The sequence below is a fragment of the Bacillus cereus group sp. BfR-BA-01347 genome (assembly GCF_022663835.1).
In the GTDB taxonomy this organism is placed as follows: domain Bacteria; phylum Bacillota; class Bacilli; order Bacillales; family Bacillaceae_G; genus Bacillus_A; species Bacillus_A thuringiensis_K.
This window is the reverse complement of the sequence record NZ_JAKUGG010000008.1, coordinates 1-19,123: the sequence shown is the minus strand read 5'-3', so window position 1 is coordinate 19,123 and position 19,123 is coordinate 1. Positions and strand designations below refer to the sequence as shown.

Here is a 19,123-nt window from a genome sequence, read left to right as displayed (position 1 = left end):
CTTTGTAACGGTAGACATCCGTCCGGGCTTACTTACTTTCAGCCTCGGCTCCTCGGAGATGATTTTCAAATAACGTCTGCACACCGGCTTTCAGCAATATACCGGCTCTCTGGAGAACAGCTCACTATTTTACTCTTTCTCGTCTTCAGATTTGTATACTTTGTTAAAAGTTATTTTATGCCATTTAGCAACTAATTGTCAACTAATTCAAAATATATCCTTATCTTTTTTCCCTATTCTTATACAATTACTTTTCAAATTCTCGCAATGCTGCTAAATTTTCATCATCCTCAATAAGTTCAGCAAAGAATCCCGATTCATCCTCACGAAGGACAAATTCAAGCTCTTCCTTCGCCTCTTCATTTCTATTTAACTGTGCTAAATAACAAGCTCGATCATATCTTGCTAACAAATCACTCGCGTCAATTATTAATACTTCATTTGTTATTTTTTCTGCCTTTATCGTTTGGCCGGCACCATGATATGAAGATGCTAAAGAAAGAAGAATTGCTGTTTCATTTGGATGATGTATAGAAGCATTTTCTAATACATGAATTGCCTCTTCAAACCTTTCTTGACTTTGATATATTTCTCCTAAAGCAAGAAATGCTCTACTTACAAACGGTGTTTGCTCTGTTAATTGTAAGATAATCTTTTCTGCTTTTCTTTCTTCCCCTGCTTTAAAGAATACTTGTGCTTGCAGAAGAAGAGTATCATAATCATCTGGTAGTTCTCGAACCATCTGTTTCGTTAATTCCAAAGCATCTCTTAACATATCTTCTTCCTCGCACTCAACGAAAAGATTTACAAGTTGCTTCGCTACGTCATAATCCCATTTATTTTCTAGTGACGTATGCAGAATCTCTATTGCTTCTTTATTCATCTCTACATTCTCATAAAATAGCGCAAATCGCTGTGCTGCCATACTATTTTTCGGATTTAACTTTAAAGAGATTTCATATAAATCAATTATCATAGTAACCATTGAAATTTCTTTCGCACGATTTTTCATACGATAAAAAGCTCTCGTAATGATAGATCGTTTTGGCTGTTCATGCAGCTGGCGTTCAATCCATATTTCCGTAACCGCAGCTGCAGCATACATGAATGCTGTACTCCTTTCTGCTTTTTTCACCTTTAACGTATGAAGAAAATCTCGTATGTTAGACAATTTTTTATGTTGCTCTACTGCTTTTACATAAACATCAAATATACGTTCATTATCAAAATCTTTTTGTATTACTTTCATTGCAACTTCAATTGCTTTTACATTTCTTTTTTTCACTAATACTTTTGCATAATGATATAGAACTTCTATATGCTCACCATCTAATTGTAGTGCGTATTCAACCTGTGCTTGTTCTTTATCTATTTCATTCATCGCTCCGTACACATATGCAATCGCATCTAAACGCCATATTTCAGGTACTTCGTCCGCTAATTGTTCTAGTTCAGTCAGCAATTCTTCCTGAAGATTCATATCTACTGAAAGCTGTGCTAAATATTCCATATTAATATGCAACGGCTCTTCTTTCATCGCCTGAACCATATGACTTTGTTCTTTAGAACGGTTTTCTTCTTTTTCGTATATTTCCGCAAGCTGTAAATGTACACCTACGAAATTCCCATCAAGCTCTAAACATGTTTCATACGCTTGTTTTGCTTCCGTCAATTGCCCTAATGCCATAAGTGTTTCACCAATTCGGTAATACGGTAATGCCGTTTCCATTTGTTCTATCGCCTTATTATATCTTTTCATCGCTTGGCCGTACTGTCCAATAGATTCATATAAAATACCTGCATAACAACCGTACTCACTTACTTCATTTCTTTCTTTGTGTAACGTTCTTAAAAATGCTATACCTCGTTGTACAAATTCCGTTCCTTTAATTCGATTCACATATTCATCTAACGCACTTGCTACATTATAATCACTTTTCTTTATACCATTTTCTAACTTAGATAGTGCTACTTTAAACCCTTCTTCATTTCCACCAAGTTCAATTTCAGCATCCCATAAAACCATTCCTGCATTCATGAGGAAATCTTGGCTCTTTTCAATTTGCTTCTCAAGACCAAGTATATATTCTTTTGCTTCCTTATATTGTTCTCTTGCCATATAAACTTGTGTAAGTCCGAAGTGAGAATAAACATCCTCATCATTTTCTTCTAAAGCACGATTATACAATACTTCTGCTTCTTCCAAGCTATCATTTTGAAAATGATAATCACCTAATTTTACGTAAAGAGGTGCTTTATCATCACAATTCTCAATACCCTTTAATAAAATTTCTTTCGCACTTTCCTCATCCTTCAAATCAGATTCGTATATTTCCGAAAGTTTCGTATAAATGTAAGGTGCATTACTATCCAAATGAATCGCTACTTTAAGCCCTTTTATTGCTAAATATAATTTCCCTAGTTGATGTGCACATCTCGCTCGTTCATACCATACATGCGCTTCATATTTATACTCTTTTAACAAGTCATTAAAGATTTCATATGCTTCTTCATATCTTTCTAAATCTATTAATATTAAACCGTGATTTGTTAAAGTGAACCTTTCAGGACTACGCTCTAACGCAACTTGAGAGTATTGCAATGCTTTTTCAGATTGATCAATATACATATAGGATAAAGCGAGAAAACTCCAAGCAATAGGCTGATCTGCGTCTAATTGTAACGATAAACGAAAGCTTGAAATCGCTTCTAGATAACTTTCCTGTTCAAAAGCATATCTTCCGTTTATTAAATGATATAAAGCACGATTATTTTTCTTCTCAACGCTTGTCAGCATTTGCTCCGCTTTCTCTACTTCTTGAAGACGAATAAAACACTGTGCACCATGCAATTTAACAAAGTCCGAGTTCGGAAACTTTTCCATTAACTTATCGATACAATATAAAATAAATTCTTTATCTACTTCAACATCTAAGTGCTTTATCGTATATAACCACGTATTTGGATTATCACTCGTTTCTTTTAAAAATTGTACTAAGTTACTAATCCCCTCTTTGTCATGTTCATCTAAATGATCCGTAAGAGAAAAAATAGATTTAAAATAACGATTTTCTTCTTCACTTAGAAACGCTAGTTGCTCCTTCTTTTCTTTCGGAACAAACGTGATTGCTAAACAGCCTGTATAACGATATTTTTCTTGTAATTTACTATATTCCACAAGAACTGGTTCTATAAAGTTTGGATCTTGAACATAGAAAGCTTGCAATGTATCATCATATCCAGATAGAACTTGTACGTGTGAAGCATGCTCAATATCTATACTTAATAAAACAGGAATTCCTTCGTCAATCAGTCTCTTATAATTCTCTTCATTCCCTTTAAAATAACGATATTCATAACCTAATTCTTCTAAATAAGAAACAGTATCTGAAAACTTCGAACCTGTCATATCAAAAATAAACTCTGCTATTTCATCTTGTGTACGTTTCTCTCCCCATATACGCAACATCATCTCTAAACTTGTCGGAACACAATAATTATCCTTTTGTACAATAGGAACTATCGGCAAGTGAACCTTTTTTCCATCCGGATTTTTTTCTAAATTATGATATAAAGATTCTTTTAAACTCTTTTCTTCTTTTAATAGTTTTTGTAAATCTGCAAATTTATTCATTTTGTACAGTGCTTCTGCACGTAAATGTACAAAGTAAGTATTATAGGCATGATACGGCAGCTGAGTATTTATGTTATCTATTACCGCTAACATCTCTTCATATTGCTCTAAATCTAATAAATACTTTATCTTCTCAAAATGAAAATATGGTACTTGTGGGAATTTTACAATTGCATCATCGATTAACTGTATCGCGCGTTTTTGTTCTCCTTTATTCGCATACAATTGTGATAATAAATAGGTAGATAACTCTTCACAATCTTCATGCTGCATGCCAGCAATAAATTGTTCTTCCGCTTTCTCCCATTCACCTGTATGCATATAAACGTAGCCCCATTTATCAAACACTGCGCGTGTACTGTACTCCTCTGCTTTTTGCATATACATTAACGCTTCTTCGTTTCGTTTCATTTCTAAAAGACATCGTACTAACGTAAAATATGTTTTCGCTAAAAAATCTGCATCTATTTCTTCTTTATTACTCTCTTCTAAAGTTTCTTTTAACAGCTGCTCTGCTTCAAGAATTTTCCGCTCATCAATTAACTCATCACAATATAAAGAGAGCGTTCTCATATTTGGGAATTTTTTATAAGCGTAACGAATGAGGAATGAACTGTATTGGTGCATAAGCCCTTCATCAGTAAGACGAATTAATATATCGAACTCCTTATGCGAAGGAATATTGGCAAGCCAATTCTTCACATAGGATAAAGTATTCGTTTCTTTTATATATGCAATTTCATTATTTATTTCCTGTAATCCATCTACAAATCTCTTGTCTTTTAAACAAGTTTCTAACTGCTTAAAATCTAGCATGCATTCACCTCGAATTTATATTTAAACTGCTACTTGCTTAGATTTTACACACCATATAGTATGTATTCAACTAAAATCTCTTATAATGGATGGTATTAATTAATATTATTCAAATTTATAACAAAATATAGTAAAAATGATTGTTTTTCTCCGTATTTTGTTTAATTATATGGAATAACGTAACATGCGGTTTTAATCTTGTAGAAGCTGAAATTAGTACATAAAATTATATCGGCGATAATTCAAATATATCAGCGATTCTTTCATTTTATCGGCGATTTTCAAATTATATCGACCGATTCTTAACATTTATCAGCGATTATATGTCGAATATCGACTTATCGACATTAAACGACAATCCTTATACATCATACCTTTTAACAAACTATGTCACCAAATTTAATTTTCATATTGGGAGCGTATACAAAAGAAGAATACACATGAAATATTTTAAAAAATCGTAGTTCAGCTTCATATTGAGCTAGCGCATTATCATATATTAATCCTCTGGCTATTAAACGTTCTACAAATTGTTGCTTATCACCCGGATCACCTGCAATCCCCTCTTCTTTTAATGATTGATACAAATCGTTTTTATCATTGTGATGCATATTTAAATCTAAAAAGTTCACTTTATCGCTTACTCTACATTCAATATTTTTCACACCTAATTCACTTAAATATATCGGTATTTTCATGCCTATATTGCCATCTTTACCATTTCTTTGCGTATCACTTTCAAATAATTTCTGCAAAACACCTAGCTGAATAAATTCCGATTGTTTCTCCCCATCTAGTAAATAAGAAGCCATATTAGAAATCCAATGTGGTTCAAAACAGATTATTTTCCCGCCTCCTTTTATATACAAAACTAAAGTTCTCTATATAATAGCCGTATTCCTACACTTTTCTTAAAATTTCAAAGCAAAAAGCTAGTGTATTATTAAAAATACACTAGCTTTTTATTTGGAAGAAAAATTTAACAAGTACAATCACAATCAAAACAATCCGTACAGTCTAAATCGTCACAATCTGCTTTTCTCTTTCTTTTGTTTCTTTTAAGATAATAATACAGTAGCCCAAACAATAGTATACAAATAACAAAAGCTATTATTGCTTCTGTATAGTTATTTTGAGTCATAAAACCAATTCCACTTCCGCCTGAAATAAAAATTAGAATTAAATAAATCCAGAACATCTATGTAAATACCTCCATTACTATATATCTTAAGATAATATCCATATAACAGTAGATGAAATGAATAATCCCATACCATTACCGCTTAATACACCAGTAGTTATTCTTAGCAAATTTGAGCTACTTCTCCATTTCCACTTTTGGGTGAACCCATCGATAAGTAACGGAATTTGAGCGAAAAATGATAGTATGATTGCCAAAAGAAATGAAGGTGTCATATAAAAATAAATTGGAAACATTAAAATACCAATAAGCATGCCTGTACAACGCGCACATAAAGGTATGTACTTTTGTAGTTTAAAAAAACTCCTATCTAATCTTCTATGACAAGGAATTTGTAAAATAAAAGTTCGAATCAATATGAATCACCCTCTCTAAAAAGATTTTAATTGATTTTGCAAAAAAAATATATATCCAATAAAAAAACAAACCAGGTTTATACTAGACCCAGTTTGTCAGTTTACTACTATGTTACATTTCCTCAGGTGCCTCCACCCCAAGTAAACGTAATCCTTCTTTTAATACAACCGTCACAGCATAAACCAATGCGAGTCTGCTGTCTTTTTCTTTGCTCTCTTCTAATATACGAACATTACCGTAATATTTATTGAATGATTGTGCTACATCTAATATATATTTCGAAATAAACGATGGCTCATTTTTATTGAAAGCTGCTTCAATTATTTGCGGGAATTTATTTAGTAATTTTACGACACTCCAGCTATGATCGTCTTTTAAAGCAAATGTACATGTTTCAAATTCTACACTTTCTTTTCTTAAAATAGAACAAGCACGTGCATGTGTGTACTGTACGTACGGGCCTGTTTCTCCTTCAAATTTCAGCATGTTTTCTAATGAGAATTCAATATTGTGCATACGCTCATTTTTTAAATCGTGGAAGATGACTGCACCAACACCGACTTGCTTTGCTACTACTTCTTTTTGTTTTAAGTTTGGATTTTTCTCTTCAATATTTTGTTTTGCAAGTTCGATTGCTTCTTCGAGTACTTCTTCAAGTAAAATAACTCTTCCTTTACGTGTCGACATTTTCTTACCATCTTTTAAAATGAAGCCAAACGGTACGTGTTCCATACCATCAACCCAAGTATAGCCAAGTTTTTTTAATACGGTGAAAAATTGATTGAAATGTAAGCTTTGTTCTGGACCAACAACATATAGCGCTTTATCAAACCCATAAGTGTTTTGACGATATAAAGCTGCCGTTAAGTCACGCGTTGCATAAATCGTCGCACCATCTGATTTTCTAATTAAGCAAGGCGGCATTCCTTCTTCTTCTAAATTAACGACTAATGCACCTTCTGATTCTTCAAGCAACTCATGTTCTTCTAAAATCCCAATAAAATCTTCCATTAAATTATTATAAAATGCTTCTCCCTGAAAATTAGTAAATTCTACGCCGAGAAGTTCATAAATGCGAGAAAATTCTTTAAGGGACTCATGACGGAACCAATTCCAAAGTTCTACCGCTTCTTCATCACCTTCTTCTAGTTTCTTAAACCAAGCACGTCCTTCTTCTTCTAGTTCTTCGTCGTCTTTTACCTCTTCATGGAATTGGACATATAACTTAAATAGCTCACGTATTGGATCTTCTTTAACTACTGCTTCATTTCCCCATTTTTTATAAGCCGTAATTAACTTTCCAAACTGTGTTCCCCAATCTCCTATATAATTAATCCCTACAACTTCATAGCCACATTTTTCAGCGATATGTTTCAGCGAATTTCCTATCATTGTAGAACGTAAATGCCCCATCGAAAAAGGTTTCGCGATATTAGGAGAGGAATAATCAATTACTACTGTTTTTTCACAGCCAAAGTGGTTTTGACCGAACTCTTCTTTCTCCGCTAAAACTGTTTTTAATACTGCATCACTTACAGTTTCACGATTGAAAAATACATTTACATAAGGACCAACGGCTTCTACTTTCGTAAAAAACGGATCATTGAATTTCTCAGCAACTTCCTTTGCGATAAGAGCTGGTGCTTTTTTATATTGCTTCGCTAATGAAAAGCATGGGAACGCTGCATCTCCAAATTCATCTTGTTTCGGTGTTTCAATTAAATCTAAAATTTGTTTTTGCGTTAATTCATTCGTGAAAATATTAGATAAACTTTCCGCAAACTGCATTTTATAATCCATGATACAACCTCCTTATTTTTTAAAACACAAAAAACTCGTCTCTAAAAAAGAGACGAGTTTTAACCCGTGGTACCACCCTTGTTGTTCGTTACGAACCACTTTCCCGTTTATAACGAGGACAGGGGGCCTCGGCTTTCTCTACTATTCGTTCAAGAAGCATCTCCGAAGTGCGCTTCACCTTTTTCTTCCGTACTAGGCTCACACCATCCCTAGCTCGCTTTCCTTCTAAAAAAGACTACTCTCTTCATCACAGACAGTATATTTAATTAATTATTGCTTATTATACATCTTTTCAAACAATTAGCAAGGGTCAATTACACCAAAGTGAAACTTAGCACTTTTTCTTTTGTATACATAAAAATTGTGTTTTTCAAATCTAGAACTACGAAAATGATCTTTTAAAACGACACGTTTTCTCGCCACTCGTTTTGCCTCCGCAATTGTTTCGTCAGTAATATCATGATACAAAGCGAAGTGTTTTAATCCTTTAATTCCATCGGATTCTATGACAGTTTCTTCAAACATCGGATCAAGGTAAACGACATCGTAACTATTGTCTTCACATTGCGCTAAAAATGAAAAATGCTCCGTTTGCTTTACTTGAATTCTTTGCATTGCTTCATCAATTTCAGAAACGGATGAAGACCATGTTTTCAAACCATTTTCCATAATATAAGCCATATACTCATTGCCTTCAAGTCCTGTTACTTTTCCGCTTTCACCAACAACATAACTAGCTACAATACTATCTGATGCCATCCCGAGCGTACAATCTAACACTGTCATTCCTCTCTCTAATTGCGTGGCTTGTACAAACGGATCGTGTTCTCCACGCATTAACCTTTTCACACGAAACATCGCTGAGTTCGGATGAAAGAAAAACGATTCTTCCGTACCTTTCGGATAAATAGCTAATCGGTTCTTCCCTACGACAAGCACATCTTGTTGATACTGCTCATGTAATTTATGCACTGGTATGTCATTACGTTTAACGAATGAACGATTTAATTCTGCGGCTACCTGCTTTGCATAATCTGTCATTTCTTTATTCGTTCTTCCTGCTGTTGTTACGATCATTGTTTCACCTCTATATAAAGAAAAGAGGGAGATTTACTCTCCCCCTTCTTTAGCAATTCTTTTCGAAAGCTTGTTCTAAGTTCGTAATAATTTCGTCCATAGTTGCACCTTCAATTTCATGACGGTGAATGAAGTGAACAACTTCTTTTCCTTTTAATAATGCCATAGATGGTGAAGATGGAGGAATTTCTCCGAAGTATTCACGCATTTTTGCAGTAGCATCTTTATCTTGACCTGCGAATACAGTTACAAGATGATCAGGTTGTTTTTCAGCACGAACAACCGCTTGACCTGCTGATGGACGTGCTAAACCAGCTGCACAACCACAAACAGAGTTTACAACTACTAAAGTTGTACCTGATGTATTTTCCATAAATTCTGTTACAGCTTCTTCTGTAGTTAACTCTTCAAACCCAGAACGCACTAACTCTTGGCGCATTGGAATTACCATTTGGCGCATGTATTCTTCATAAGCATTTGACATCTTGTAATCTCTCCTTCAACTTTCATTCCAAATTCATCATATCACGCTCTATTAATAGGTGCAAAAGAAAGATAACGATGATTTCATTTTTTTGTAGGGATTTCACAAACCCCACCGCGGCAATGCCCCACTGGAACAAGTTTTCTATTATTAGCGATATAATCGTATACTTTACTTCCAAAACCAAGTACGATAGATAGCTTTATAAAAGGAACGGCAAACCAATAAGATGGAACGGCCTTTGCTAATACATCTATGCTCTGAATACCGTCATACCACTTATTATGTTTTAAAATATACAATCTTTGTTCCATCTTGCTTTGTAGTTCTTGAGAAAGTTCATACTTCTCAACTACATTTTCATCTCGAAATGAAACAAATTCCATCTTACCCTTTTTATCTAATTTTTTCGTACGTTCTGCAACGGCCGTACACATCGGACACCAACTATCATAGAAAACAATCATATATTATTCCCCTTTACGAGACTCCGTCATTTGTTTCCATACAGAACCTTTTGCTTCTTCTCCGCCTTCAATACGCTCTAATGCTAGACGTGCTTGCATGGCTACTTCAAACTCTGGATCATCTTGCGCTGCTTTTAATGCTGGAATCGCACTTTCATCTCCAAGTTCAAATAAGAACATAGCTGCACGCCAGCGTACTAATTTACTTGGATCTTTCAGAGATTTAATCATAACGAACATCGCTGCCGGATCACCTACATCTGATAAACAATCTCCTGCAGTACGACGAACACTTACAGAGCGATCTAATAAAGCTTTATATAATAACGGTAATACTTCATCACCTTTTACCATACCTAAATACGCTGTTGCTAAACGACGAATTGAAACTTTTTCATCATCTAACGCCATCTTCAACACTGGAATATCTTCTTCAGTAGGATCCATTTGTTCTAATGCTGCAAAACGGTTTTTCCAGTCAGAATCTTTCATCATCTCTTCTGTTACTTTATATGGCTCACGCTTTTGAATCGTTACTTCAACAGCACCTGCTTGATTTAATAATTCTTTAACCGTTTCATTTACACGTTCTTCTGAATAAGCAGCAACAATCTCTTCTACTACTTCTTTCCCGATTTCTTCAAAGTTACCGTAACGTGTACTTTGTTCTACCCATTTACGCTCTTTTACAACGTTTGGTGCAGACATTTGCACTTTCATAATTGATTCTTTAAAACGATCTGGTAAACCAACACGTTCTTCCGTCGTTCCATCTGTTAACTTTACTTGCATTGGAATTGTAAAGAACATTTGAACAAACACTTTCACTTCTCCAAAATGAGCAAGTTGTTGTTCTTCACTTTCTTCCAATACTTCTTCGCCGAAAACAGCACGAACTTGTTGTAATAAAACTTTCCAGTCATACTTCGCATTTCGCTCCACTGCTAAAAAGTCGGCTACATGATATACACCTTTAATGCCTTCAATTTTCAAAATTTCTTGCACTTGCATTGGTGCTTGTTCTTTATTTTCATTTGTATAATTATTACGCGCTCCTGATGGTAATACTTCATTCAAAATAACTTTCATTGTATTTGGACTTGGCGTCGGTTCAATTGCTTTAATCTTCACGTAAAAAACTCTCCTTTATTGCATGTTCTTAGCTGTATTGTAACATGTTATCACTCTATACTCCTACTCGGATGCTTAATTTTACTACTTTCTTCCCGCTACCATACTATTTCATTCTTTTTACATTTTAAATTAGGAACGGGATTTTAAAAGCTTTCGTTTCCGATGATTTTTATTTTTTATCCATTTCTTGAGGCATCGCCAGTATTTTTGAAAAAAACACGCTAAGCAAAAAAATATGTAAATAAGCTCTCCATATGGATAGCTTATTTACATATTTTTCGTTATTGGAAGTTATTTATTTGCTAATAAATCTTCTGCGTAACATTTAATCATCATGTAACCTGCGTAACCGAACTGATCATACGTATCTGCTTCTTCTTTGGTCGCCTGTCTAAGTACTGAATATCCTTTCATTAACATACAATTCTCATCATGAACCATTTGTGAAGTGAAATACTCTGTTTCAATTCCATCTAATTCTAATGAACGATAGCCACTTATAAAACCATCCAATGCTGTTTCATGAATGGTTTTAATATGAACATCTATTTGTATTAACGTTTTACAACCTTTTAAATTTTCAGCCATAGGTGGGCTATCTCCGATCCAGTCCATCAAACCTGCTAAAAATCCCCTTCTACTATTTGGATCTGTTTCAATTACTCTACCACATGCAAATTTACTGTTATCTAAAGGAATAGTCCAAAATTGTCCTGGTACTAAATAACGATTTGATTTTGGTTTAAATGGATAGTTTATACTCATTGTTCTCCCCATCTCTTTTTTATCTATTGTATAACATATTCATGTAAAGTTAACATAACGTCCTATTATCGGTAGCAACAAAAAGGAGGATTCCTTACGCTCAGAAGGAATCCCTTTTTTTATTTTCTATCACTCGATTCATCTTTTTATACATTCCTATCCTGTGATGGGTTTTACGATTCTCGTTTGTTACTGGATTAGCCAAAAAACGTTCTAAAATTTTATATACTCTTTACTTATTTTTTCAAAAAAGCTGGCGGTATCCCCTCTTTAAGTTTATTAAAATACTTTCCACAATTTTTTCCGAAGCTATTACTTAAAATCACCTTTTATTACGATGCCCCCTCCCGCCTTCTCTCCAAAAAGGTAATACTCTCAATCACAACTTCAGTTCTATATATTCTCTTGCCTTGTTCATCATCGTAATTACTAGTCTGAATACGCCCTGTAATCCCAACGAGCGACCCCTTCTTACAATATTCAGCTACATTCTCAGCCGATTTGCGCCAAACGACACAATTAATAAAATCGACTTGTTGTTCACCTAAACTATTTCGAAATCCTCTATTCACCGCAACACATATTCGTGCATAAGCGACGCCTTGTTTTGTGTAGTATAATTCTGGCTCCTTTGTCAATCTACCGATTAATACAACTCGATTCATCATAAGTTATACCACCTCACATGTTTTTCTTCATTGTAAGGAGAGATGTTTGAATGGTAAAAAGCACAAAATGACATATCCATAAGTAAAAAGTATTATTTTAGACCTTACAAAACAAAAAAAGAAACCATACATAGTTCAAACATGTATGGTTTCAAAATTTATTACACTTCAGTACAAGATATGTAATATCCTCCGCGAGCCATCTTTATTTCAGCACGGTACATTGCATTTTCTAAGTAGAAAGTAATCGGTTTAACTTTACTCTCAAATTTTAGTCTTTCATTGCATTCAGTTGCATATCCTTCAATCGCTAAAGTAATAACTTTTGATGATGGATACGTTAAAGCTTCATCTAGTTCTATGAAAAAACTTTTAGAAAATATTTTTTTCATAATCCCCTTCTTCTCTTTCATCATATTCCATCTCCTTCACTTCAAGTCGCTATCATCCATATTATACCATACATTCAATATATCTTTGAAAATAAAAAATCCTGCATTTTTCATGCAGGATTTTTTTATTAGTCATTTTTCGTAAAGTAAGAAACAAAACGAAGAATTTCTAAGTATAACCATACTAATGTAAGCATTAGTCCCATCGCAGTATACCACTCCATATATTTCGGAGCTTGACTACGTACACCATTTTCGATTAAATCGAAATCTAGTAATAAGTTTAATGCAGCAACTACAATAACAACTGCACTAATAATAATACCGATTGTACCACCTTGGTGAATGTATGGAACAGTTACACCAAACATATTTAGTAGGAATACGACTAAATACATAACCATAATTCCAAGTGTTGCTGCCATAACGCCTGTACGGAATTTATCCGTTACTTTTACTACGCGTGTTGCATATAACACTAACATTGCAAATAGAATTGAGATTGTTAGTAATACAGCATTTAAAACGATAGAATCGCCAAATTTCATTGTATAAACTGCTGAAATACTTCCTAACACAACCCCTTCTACCGCTGCATAGATTGGTGCACCAAAAGGTGAAATACGCGGGAAGAACATAGACGCGAATGCGATGATTGCCGCAACGATTAAAGCACCAATTAATACTGGCATCTTCATCGTCCCCTGCATCATCTGTATGTATGAATAGACAGACGTTGCAAGTAGCAAGATAAGCATAATAAACGTTTTGCCTACTGTTCCGCCAATCGTCATCGCAGAAGCGCTTGCTCCCTCTTTACGGAATGCCTCTTTTTTCAACATTGGATTAGATGTTCTCATTTTTTCCCTCCTAAAATAGGTTCTACCAATAGTGTAAAGTTTTTCTCTTTACTTTTCAATATATGCAGCTTGTTTTTATTTTAATCCTTCAACGATGTCTGATAGTTCACTCCATCTTTCCATCTTTTTTTCTAGCTCTTCTTCTGTTTTCTGCTGTGCTTCAGATAATTCTTGTGCCTTTGTGAAGTCAGATCCAACTTTCGCAAGTTCTTCTCCAATTGACTCAATTTTCTCTTCAAGTTCGGCAATTGTATCTTCAATCGTTTCCCATTCACGCTGTTCATTGTATGAAAGTTTACGTTTACGTTGTTGTTTTGGAGCTTCTTCTACAACTTTTTTCTCTTTTTGAACTTCCGCTTTCTCCATAAGTTCTCTCGTTTTTTCCATTTCTAAATAATCTGTATAACTACCTAAAAACTCACGCACTTCGCCTCCACCAGTAAAGATGAACAGTTCATCTACTACTTTATCTAAGAAGTAACGGTCATGCGATACAGTTAAAACGACACCTGGGAAATCTTCTAAATAATCTTCTAGTACTGTTAATGTTTGTGTATCTAGATCGTTCGTAGGTTCATCAAGTAAAAGTACGTTTGGTTCTCCCATTAAAATACGTAATAAATATAAACGTCTTCTTTCACCACCAGATAGTTTACCAAGTGGTGTACCATGTGAATGCGTCGGGAATAAGAAACGTTCTAACATTTGAGATGCACCAATTACTTTTCCATCTGTCGTATGAATAACTTCTGCAATCTCTTTAATGTATTCAATCATACGCTGATTTAAATTCATCTCTTCATTTTCTTGCGTATAATAAGCAACTTTTACAGTTTGTCCTACTTCAACTTCACCACTATCAGGAGATAACTTACCTGCAAGCATATTTAATAGGGAAGATTTCCCGCTTCCATTCGCCCCAATAATTCCGATACGATCACCCGGTTTCACAATATGATTAAAATTATGTAATACCGTCTTATCGCCAAATTTTTTCGTTACATCTTTTAACTCAAGTACTTTCTTTCCTAGACGACTTCCACTTAGTGCAATATCAACTGACTGTTTTGCAGCTGGTCCTTCTTGTGCCTTTAGCTCATCAAAACGCTGAATACGCGCCTTTTGTTTCGTAGAACGGGCTTTTGCACCACGACGAATCCAAGCAAGTTCACGACGATATAAATTTTGGCGTTTCGATTCTTGTGCCAATTCTTGCTCTTCACGAAGTGCTTTCGCTTCTAAAAATGTACTATAGTTTCCTTCGTAGCTATATAATTTACCATTATCTAATTCAAAAATACGATTCGTCACACGATCTAAGAAATAACGATCATGGGTTACAAGTAATACCGAACCTGTATATCTCGCTAAATATTCTTCTAACCATTCAACTGTCTCATGGTCAAGATGGTTCGTAGGCTCGTCTAAAATTAATAAATCAGGTGTTTCAATAAAACATTGTGCCATTGCGATACGTTTTTTCTGTCCACCAGATAAGTTCCCAACAATTGCAGTGAAGTCCGTAATTCCTAATTTCGTTAAAAGAGATTTCGCATTTGCATTTGCTTCCCATGCACTCATTGCATCCATACGTTGCTGCACTGCAAATAATTGTTCCTGTACTTTTTCATTACTTGGATCTTTTTCAATATTTAATAGTGCTTTTTCATAATCACGAAGAAGACGAATTAAAGGTGTATCACCATGGAACACTTGCTCTAATACTGTCAGTTTTTCATCAAACTCTGGTTGCTGTGATAAATAACTAATTGTATACCCACGTGAATGCGTCATATCACCTGTATCAGGAGTTTCTAATCCTGCAATAATTTTTAATAATGTCGATTTACCAGTTCCGTTTACACCAATAATTCCGACACGTTGTCCTTCTGTAATACTACATGATAATCCATCAAATAACGGCTTTTCCCCATATGATTTTGATAAGTTCTCCACAGTTAACATTTTCATATTTGTGCATTCCACTCTTTCATAAATTGTTCAATAAACTGTTCCATATAACGATGACGAATTTCAGCCTCTTGTTTTGCTGCATTCGTATTCATTAAATCTTTTAATTTCAAAAGTTTTTCATAAAAATGATTTAAAGATGGATCATTATTTTTTCTATATTCTTCTTTCGTCATTTCTTCACGCGGCGGAATAGTTGGGTCATACATTAATCTCCCTTTCGCCCCACCATATGCAAATGTACGAGCAATTCCTATTGCACCAAGAGCATCTAAACGATCCGCATCTTGAACAATTTTCCCTTCAAGTGACTCTACTGTGCCGCCATGGCCACCTTTATAAGACATATTGGCGATGATATGAAGAATATGTTTACTTTCCTCTTCTTCAACCCGTAGCTCTTCTAACCAATCAGAAACTTTTTTCATTCCTGCTTCTTCACTTTCATTTAGCTTTTCATCTGCCACATCGTGAAGTAATGCTGCCATTTCAATTATAAAACGATTTCCACCTTCTTGCTCAGATAAAGAAATCGCCATTTTATGTACACGTTCAATATGATACCAATCATGCCCACTCGCATCTTTTTCTAAAATATGTTTTACAAAAGTAATTGTTTTTTGAATTTTTTCTTGTTTTGTCATTTTATCTTCACCCAGTTACTTATTGTAACACGCCCGCATTTTTTCATCACATATTTTCTTGTCCGCCCATACACTAGGTGGTAGGCATCATCATGAAGGAGGAATAAACATGTTCTATAATAATCAACCGCCTTATCCAAGGCAACCATTGTATCCTCAACAACAAGAACAGAGATACACAGAACAATACGAAGAACAAGAGTTACAACAGCAAGAGCCACAATATGACGAAAACCCATATGCAACAAAGCAAAACCTAGAAACTGAATTTCAACAAAATCCATATGACACACGTCCAAATTATGAATATCCTCAAAATCCATATGCAGCACCACAAAATCAAGAACAGCGATATCCTCAAAATCCATATGTAATACCACAAAACCAAGAACAACAATATCAACAAAATCCATATGCAGTACCACAAAACCAAGAACAACAATATCCTCAAAATCCATATGTAGCACCACAAAACCAAGAACAACAATATCCTCAAAATCCATATGTAGCACCACAACAACCACAATACCAACAACAAATGTATCAACCAAACTACGACGCACGTGTCTCACCACCTAAACCACCAACAATAGATCCAACTCAACCACAAATTTTACCGCCTGGACCAACACTAGACATTACACAACCACAAATATTGCCACCTGGACCAATTACTGAACCAACACAACAACAAATTCAACAAGTTGTCGGTACACAGTTTTTACCTTTCAAGAAACCCGTACTAGATTTCGTAAAACCATGGGTAGATTACGGTTTAAATGAAGCAAAACATACATCACACGAACACGCATTAACAGAAGTTGCTGCCATTATGTTTTTAGTTGGTAAAGGCTTCAATCCGACGATTGCACATTATATCGTTGAATCTTGGGAGAAGAATGAACAATTTTAGAATTGTTTATTTGATAAAATACAAAAACACAAAAGTGCCAAAATCCCTTATACAACAAGGGTTTTGGCACTTTTTAATATCTGGAATAAATTTTATTAAAATAATTATTTTTATAGATTTTCATACTTTTTTATATAGTACGTGAACAAAATGTGAGCAAAATGTGCGCAAATATATGAATCACATTTTGCTGTTGGTGCACTGGTTATTTAAACCAATTCTCAATTATGAGATTTATATGAAAAACCAACACTTTTTCCCGTTGGCACCCGGACAGTTTCCTGATATCCAGCCACGACACTCATGCACCGTGGCTGGATATATAAATTCAATTAAGTTTTTCGTCTTTTTCTTCCTTTTTTCTCCGTCCATTCCGACCAAGTAACGTTTTGACAAAGGGGCTACGCTATCCCTACAGCATTCTTTTTTCAAAGAACAATTAACTGTAGAAATGTCGTACCGCCGATTCCAAAGTAAAAAGGCACCTGATTAAGTGCCCTAAATAGTGCCCCGAACAGTACGCCTAAAATTCCATTACTTTTTAAATCATGCCAAGCGCTGTAGCAAAGTTGATGATACCTGATTTACGTTTTCTATAAAACTTATCTCGTTTCATTCCAAGGATAGTATAAATGTAATCATCATTTAATTCTTTGATACTCATATACTTCATTTCAAAAATCCTTTGTTCATCCTCATCAAGAGCTTCTTCAAAAGCTCGTTTTAACTGTCTATATTTCAACTCATGTTTATCCACTTGCTTTAGCTCAGGAAACAATAATTCTACTCCAAATTCTTTTTTTCCTGCTGATTTTGAAACCGAATACGTAAAACTCTATATTTCCGTAACTCATCTATAACAAATGGAACAATTATCATTTTTCATCTACATGTTTGAAAAATGATAATTGTTCCATATATAACCTCCCACTTCTCAATCCTTACATATGTAAGATTAAAATTTAAAATATTTTAGATATATGCCTTTGTATGTGTATGAAATTAGTTATGTATCCCAAATAGGTTGGAAACCTTCATTTTTTTATGCCTATTACTGTGTAATTTACTAGCAGTGATCATTTAACTTAACACAATTACACTACATTCTCATAGTATATTTAATCATTTTCACCAGACATAAAGTATAAAAACAATTAAAGAAAAGAGACTGTCTTCAAAAGTTAATCTGTGGATACTTTTTTGACAATCTCTTTTCTTATATCAAAATTTTCAACTACAAAACTTATAACTGATTATACGAATGTTATACCCGCACTTGCGAATCCTGTAATAGCAGTAGCTATATCAAAACCAGGTGTAGTCGATGAAACAACAAGTAATATCTTATCTTGTGGAGCGACCGCAATTGCTTGTGCGCTAATACCACTCGCGGTATTACCGATAGCAATAAGACCACTAAATGCTGGTGTTAATAGTAACGGTGTACCTACTGGAGTGAAAGTATTACTTGCTGCTGGTGCGCTGTACAACTGCATTTGAATTTGTATGCTTCCTAATGCTAAAGCAACCGCTACAGTTACACTAAAGAATCCTGCTAACGAAGTAATTGTACCTGCGCGAGGAGCTACAAATGCGAAATCAAATACTGGAGGTACAGGGCCTATAGTAATCGGGCCACCAGGTGGGACAATTACAGGGAAGAATGAACTTCCAAATCCAAGAAGTGCTCCTGTGTTTGCTAATCCACCTAAAACAGTTGCTAATGCTACTGGCCCACCTGATGCGAACGGAATAACTGCTCCAGCTCCCGTTGCTCCTGTTAGGCCTGTTGGACCTGTTAGACCTGTTGCTCCTGTTGGACCCGTTGGACCTGTTGGACCTGTTGGACCTGTTAGGCCTGTTGCTCCTGTTAGGCCTGTTGGACCTGTTAGACCTGTTAGACCTGTTAGACCTGTTAGACCTGTTGGACCTGTTGGACC

General features: G+C 34.8%; 16 protein-coding genes, 2 pseudogenes and 2 other annotated features (1 of these 20 cut by a window edge). Of the genes and pseudogenes, 1 reads left to right on the top strand and 17 read right to left on the bottom strand.

What is annotated here, in order from left to right; all coding sequences use genetic code 11:
- Nucleotides 1-155: a binding site (T-box leader), on the bottom strand (it extends 86 nt beyond the left edge of the window).
- A 92-nt stretch (nucleotides 156-247) separates the two neighbouring features.
- The 15 genes and pseudogenes from MR143_RS13965 to MR143_RS13895 form a co-directional block, all read right to left on the bottom strand.
- Complete coding sequence (locus MR143_RS13965; RefSeq protein ID WP_000883840.1) at nucleotides 248-4,450, bottom strand: bacteriocin-processing peptidase family protein; 4,203 nt, start codon at nucleotides 4,448-4,450, stop codon at nucleotides 248-250.
- Nucleotides 4,451-4,827: 377 nt separating this feature from the next.
- Nucleotides 4,828-5,313 (bottom strand): annotated as a pseudogene (locus MR143_RS13960) (methyltransferase); the annotation flags it as partial.
- Nucleotides 5,314-5,429: 116 nt separating this feature from the next.
- A complete protein-coding gene (locus MR143_RS13955; RefSeq protein WP_000498606.1) occupies nucleotides 5,430-5,648 on the bottom strand; it encodes a hypothetical protein in 219 nt (72 codons plus the stop codon).
- 29 nt (nucleotides 5,649-5,677) lie between these two features.
- Nucleotides 5,678-6,007: a DUF2085 domain-containing protein gene (locus tag MR143_RS13950; protein WP_000621477.1), complete on the bottom strand. Its 330-nt coding sequence runs from the start codon at nucleotides 6,005-6,007 to the stop codon at nucleotides 5,678-5,680.
- Nucleotides 6,008-6,119: 112 nt separating this feature from the next.
- Nucleotides 6,120-7,808: an arginine--tRNA ligase gene (gene argS, locus MR143_RS13945; protein WP_000384908.1), complete on the bottom strand. Its 1,689-nt coding sequence runs from the start codon at nucleotides 7,806-7,808 to the stop codon at nucleotides 6,120-6,122.
- A gap of 45 nt (nucleotides 7,809-7,853) precedes the next feature.
- Nucleotides 7,854-8,068 (bottom strand) — a binding site (T-box leader).
- Between the two features lie 40 nt (nucleotides 8,069-8,108).
- Nucleotides 8,109-8,885, bottom strand: a complete 777-nt coding sequence (locus MR143_RS13940; protein ID WP_000637453.1) for a class I SAM-dependent methyltransferase — start codon at nucleotides 8,883-8,885, stop codon at nucleotides 8,109-8,111.
- Between the two features lie 49 nt (nucleotides 8,886-8,934).
- On the bottom strand, nucleotides 8,935-9,369 hold the full coding sequence (locus MR143_RS13935) for a BrxA/BrxB family bacilliredoxin (protein ID WP_000063706.1): 435 nt from the start codon (nucleotides 9,367-9,369) through the stop codon (nucleotides 8,935-8,937).
- Nucleotides 9,370-9,452: 83 nt separating this feature from the next.
- Nucleotides 9,453-9,836: a thiol-disulfide oxidoreductase DCC family protein gene (locus MR143_RS13930; protein ID WP_000634872.1), complete on the bottom strand. Its 384-nt coding sequence runs from the start codon at nucleotides 9,834-9,836 to the stop codon at nucleotides 9,453-9,455.
- A 3-nt stretch (nucleotides 9,837-9,839) separates the two neighbouring features.
- A complete protein-coding gene (locus tag MR143_RS13925; RefSeq protein ID WP_000692564.1) occupies nucleotides 9,840-10,967 on the bottom strand; it encodes a conserved virulence factor C family protein in 1,128 nt (375 codons plus the stop codon).
- Between the two features lie 294 nt (nucleotides 10,968-11,261).
- On the bottom strand, nucleotides 11,262-11,735 hold the full coding sequence (locus MR143_RS13920) for an Imm26 family immunity protein (protein ID WP_000026686.1): 474 nt from the start codon (nucleotides 11,733-11,735) through the stop codon (nucleotides 11,262-11,264).
- A gap of 332 nt (nucleotides 11,736-12,067) precedes the next feature.
- Nucleotides 12,068-12,403 carry a single-stranded DNA-binding protein gene (locus tag MR143_RS13915; RefSeq protein ID WP_000982014.1) on the bottom strand — a complete coding sequence of 112 codons (336 nt, stop codon included), beginning with the start codon at nucleotides 12,401-12,403 and terminating at the stop codon, nucleotides 12,068-12,070.
- A gap of 161 nt (nucleotides 12,404-12,564) precedes the next feature.
- Nucleotides 12,565-12,819 (bottom strand): DUF4318 domain-containing protein, encoded by a 255-nt coding sequence (locus MR143_RS13910; protein WP_199717803.1) that lies wholly within the window; start codon nucleotides 12,817-12,819, stop codon nucleotides 12,565-12,567.
- A gap of 104 nt (nucleotides 12,820-12,923) precedes the next feature.
- Nucleotides 12,924-13,655: a Bax inhibitor-1/YccA family protein gene (locus tag MR143_RS13905; RefSeq protein ID WP_001260655.1), complete on the bottom strand. Its 732-nt coding sequence runs from the start codon at nucleotides 13,653-13,655 to the stop codon at nucleotides 12,924-12,926.
- A 75-nt stretch (nucleotides 13,656-13,730) separates the two neighbouring features.
- Entirely contained in the window at nucleotides 13,731-15,626 is a 1,896-nt protein-coding gene (locus MR143_RS13900) for an ABC-F family ATP-binding cassette domain-containing protein (RefSeq protein ID WP_000783169.1), read from the bottom strand.
- Nucleotides 15,623-16,270 (bottom strand): HD domain-containing protein, encoded by a 648-nt coding sequence (locus MR143_RS13895; RefSeq protein ID WP_000165966.1) that lies wholly within the window; start codon nucleotides 16,268-16,270, stop codon nucleotides 15,623-15,625. The genes MR143_RS13900 and MR143_RS13895 overlap by 4 nt, the downstream gene beginning before the upstream one ends.
- Before the next feature lie 109 nt (nucleotides 16,271-16,379).
- Between MR143_RS13895 and MR143_RS13890 the strand changes: the two genes are divergently transcribed.
- Complete coding sequence (locus MR143_RS13890) at nucleotides 16,380-17,183, top strand: hypothetical protein (RefSeq protein ID WP_000499710.1); 804 nt, start codon at nucleotides 16,380-16,382, stop codon at nucleotides 17,181-17,183.
- 541 nt (nucleotides 17,184-17,724) lie between these two features.
- Here the strand turns inward: MR143_RS13890 and MR143_RS13885 are convergent.
- A pseudogene (locus MR143_RS13885) lies at nucleotides 17,725-18,100 on the bottom strand (ArpU family phage packaging/lysis transcriptional regulator).
- 336 nt (nucleotides 18,101-18,436) lie between these two features.
- A partial coding sequence (locus tag MR143_RS13880; RefSeq protein ID WP_277932507.1) for an exosporium glycoprotein BclB-related protein occupies nucleotides 18,437-19,123 on the bottom strand: 687 nt, incomplete at its 5' end.

Bases quoted from the DNA above. Each gene is read 5' to 3' on its own strand.
- argS (WP_000384908.1), bottom strand. From the start codon at position 7,808: ATGGATTATAAAATGCAGTTTGCGGAAAGTTTATCTAATATTTTCACG.
- MR143_RS13905 (WP_001260655.1), bottom strand. From the start codon at position 13,655: ATGAGAACATCTAATCCAATGTTGAAAAAAGAGGCATTCCGTAAAGAG.
- MR143_RS13930 (WP_000634872.1), bottom strand. From the start codon at position 9,836: ATGATTGTTTTCTATGATAGTTGGTGTCCGATGTGTACGGCCGTTGCA.
- MR143_RS13890 (WP_000499710.1), top strand. From the start codon at position 16,380: ATGTTCTATAATAATCAACCGCCTTATCCAAGGCAACCATTGTATCCT.
- MR143_RS13965 (WP_000883840.1), bottom strand. From the start codon at position 4,450: ATGCTAGATTTTAAGCAGTTAGAAACTTGTTTAAAAGACAAGAGATTT.
- MR143_RS13910 (WP_199717803.1), bottom strand. From the start codon at position 12,819: ATGATGAAAGAGAAGAAGGGGATTATGAAAAAAATATTTTCTAAAAGT.
- MR143_RS13955 (WP_000498606.1), bottom strand. From the start codon at position 5,648: ATGTTCTGGATTTATTTAATTCTAATTTTTATTTCAGGCGGAAGTGGA.
- MR143_RS13895 (WP_000165966.1), bottom strand. From the start codon at position 16,270: ATGACAAAACAAGAAAAAATTCAAAAAACAATTACTTTTGTAAAACAT.
- MR143_RS13915 (WP_000982014.1), bottom strand. From the start codon at position 12,403: ATGATGAATCGAGTTGTATTAATCGGTAGATTGACAAAGGAGCCAGAA.
- MR143_RS13920 (WP_000026686.1), bottom strand. From the start codon at position 11,735: ATGAGTATAAACTATCCATTTAAACCAAAATCAAATCGTTATTTAGTA.
- MR143_RS13900 (WP_000783169.1), bottom strand. From the start codon at position 15,626: ATGAAAATGTTAACTGTGGAGAACTTATCAAAATCATATGGGGAAAAG.
- MR143_RS13935 (WP_000063706.1), bottom strand. From the start codon at position 9,369: ATGTCAAATGCTTATGAAGAATACATGCGCCAAATGGTAATTCCAATG.
- MR143_RS13940 (WP_000637453.1), bottom strand. From the start codon at position 8,885: ATGATCGTAACAACAGCAGGAAGAACGAATAAAGAAATGACAGATTAT.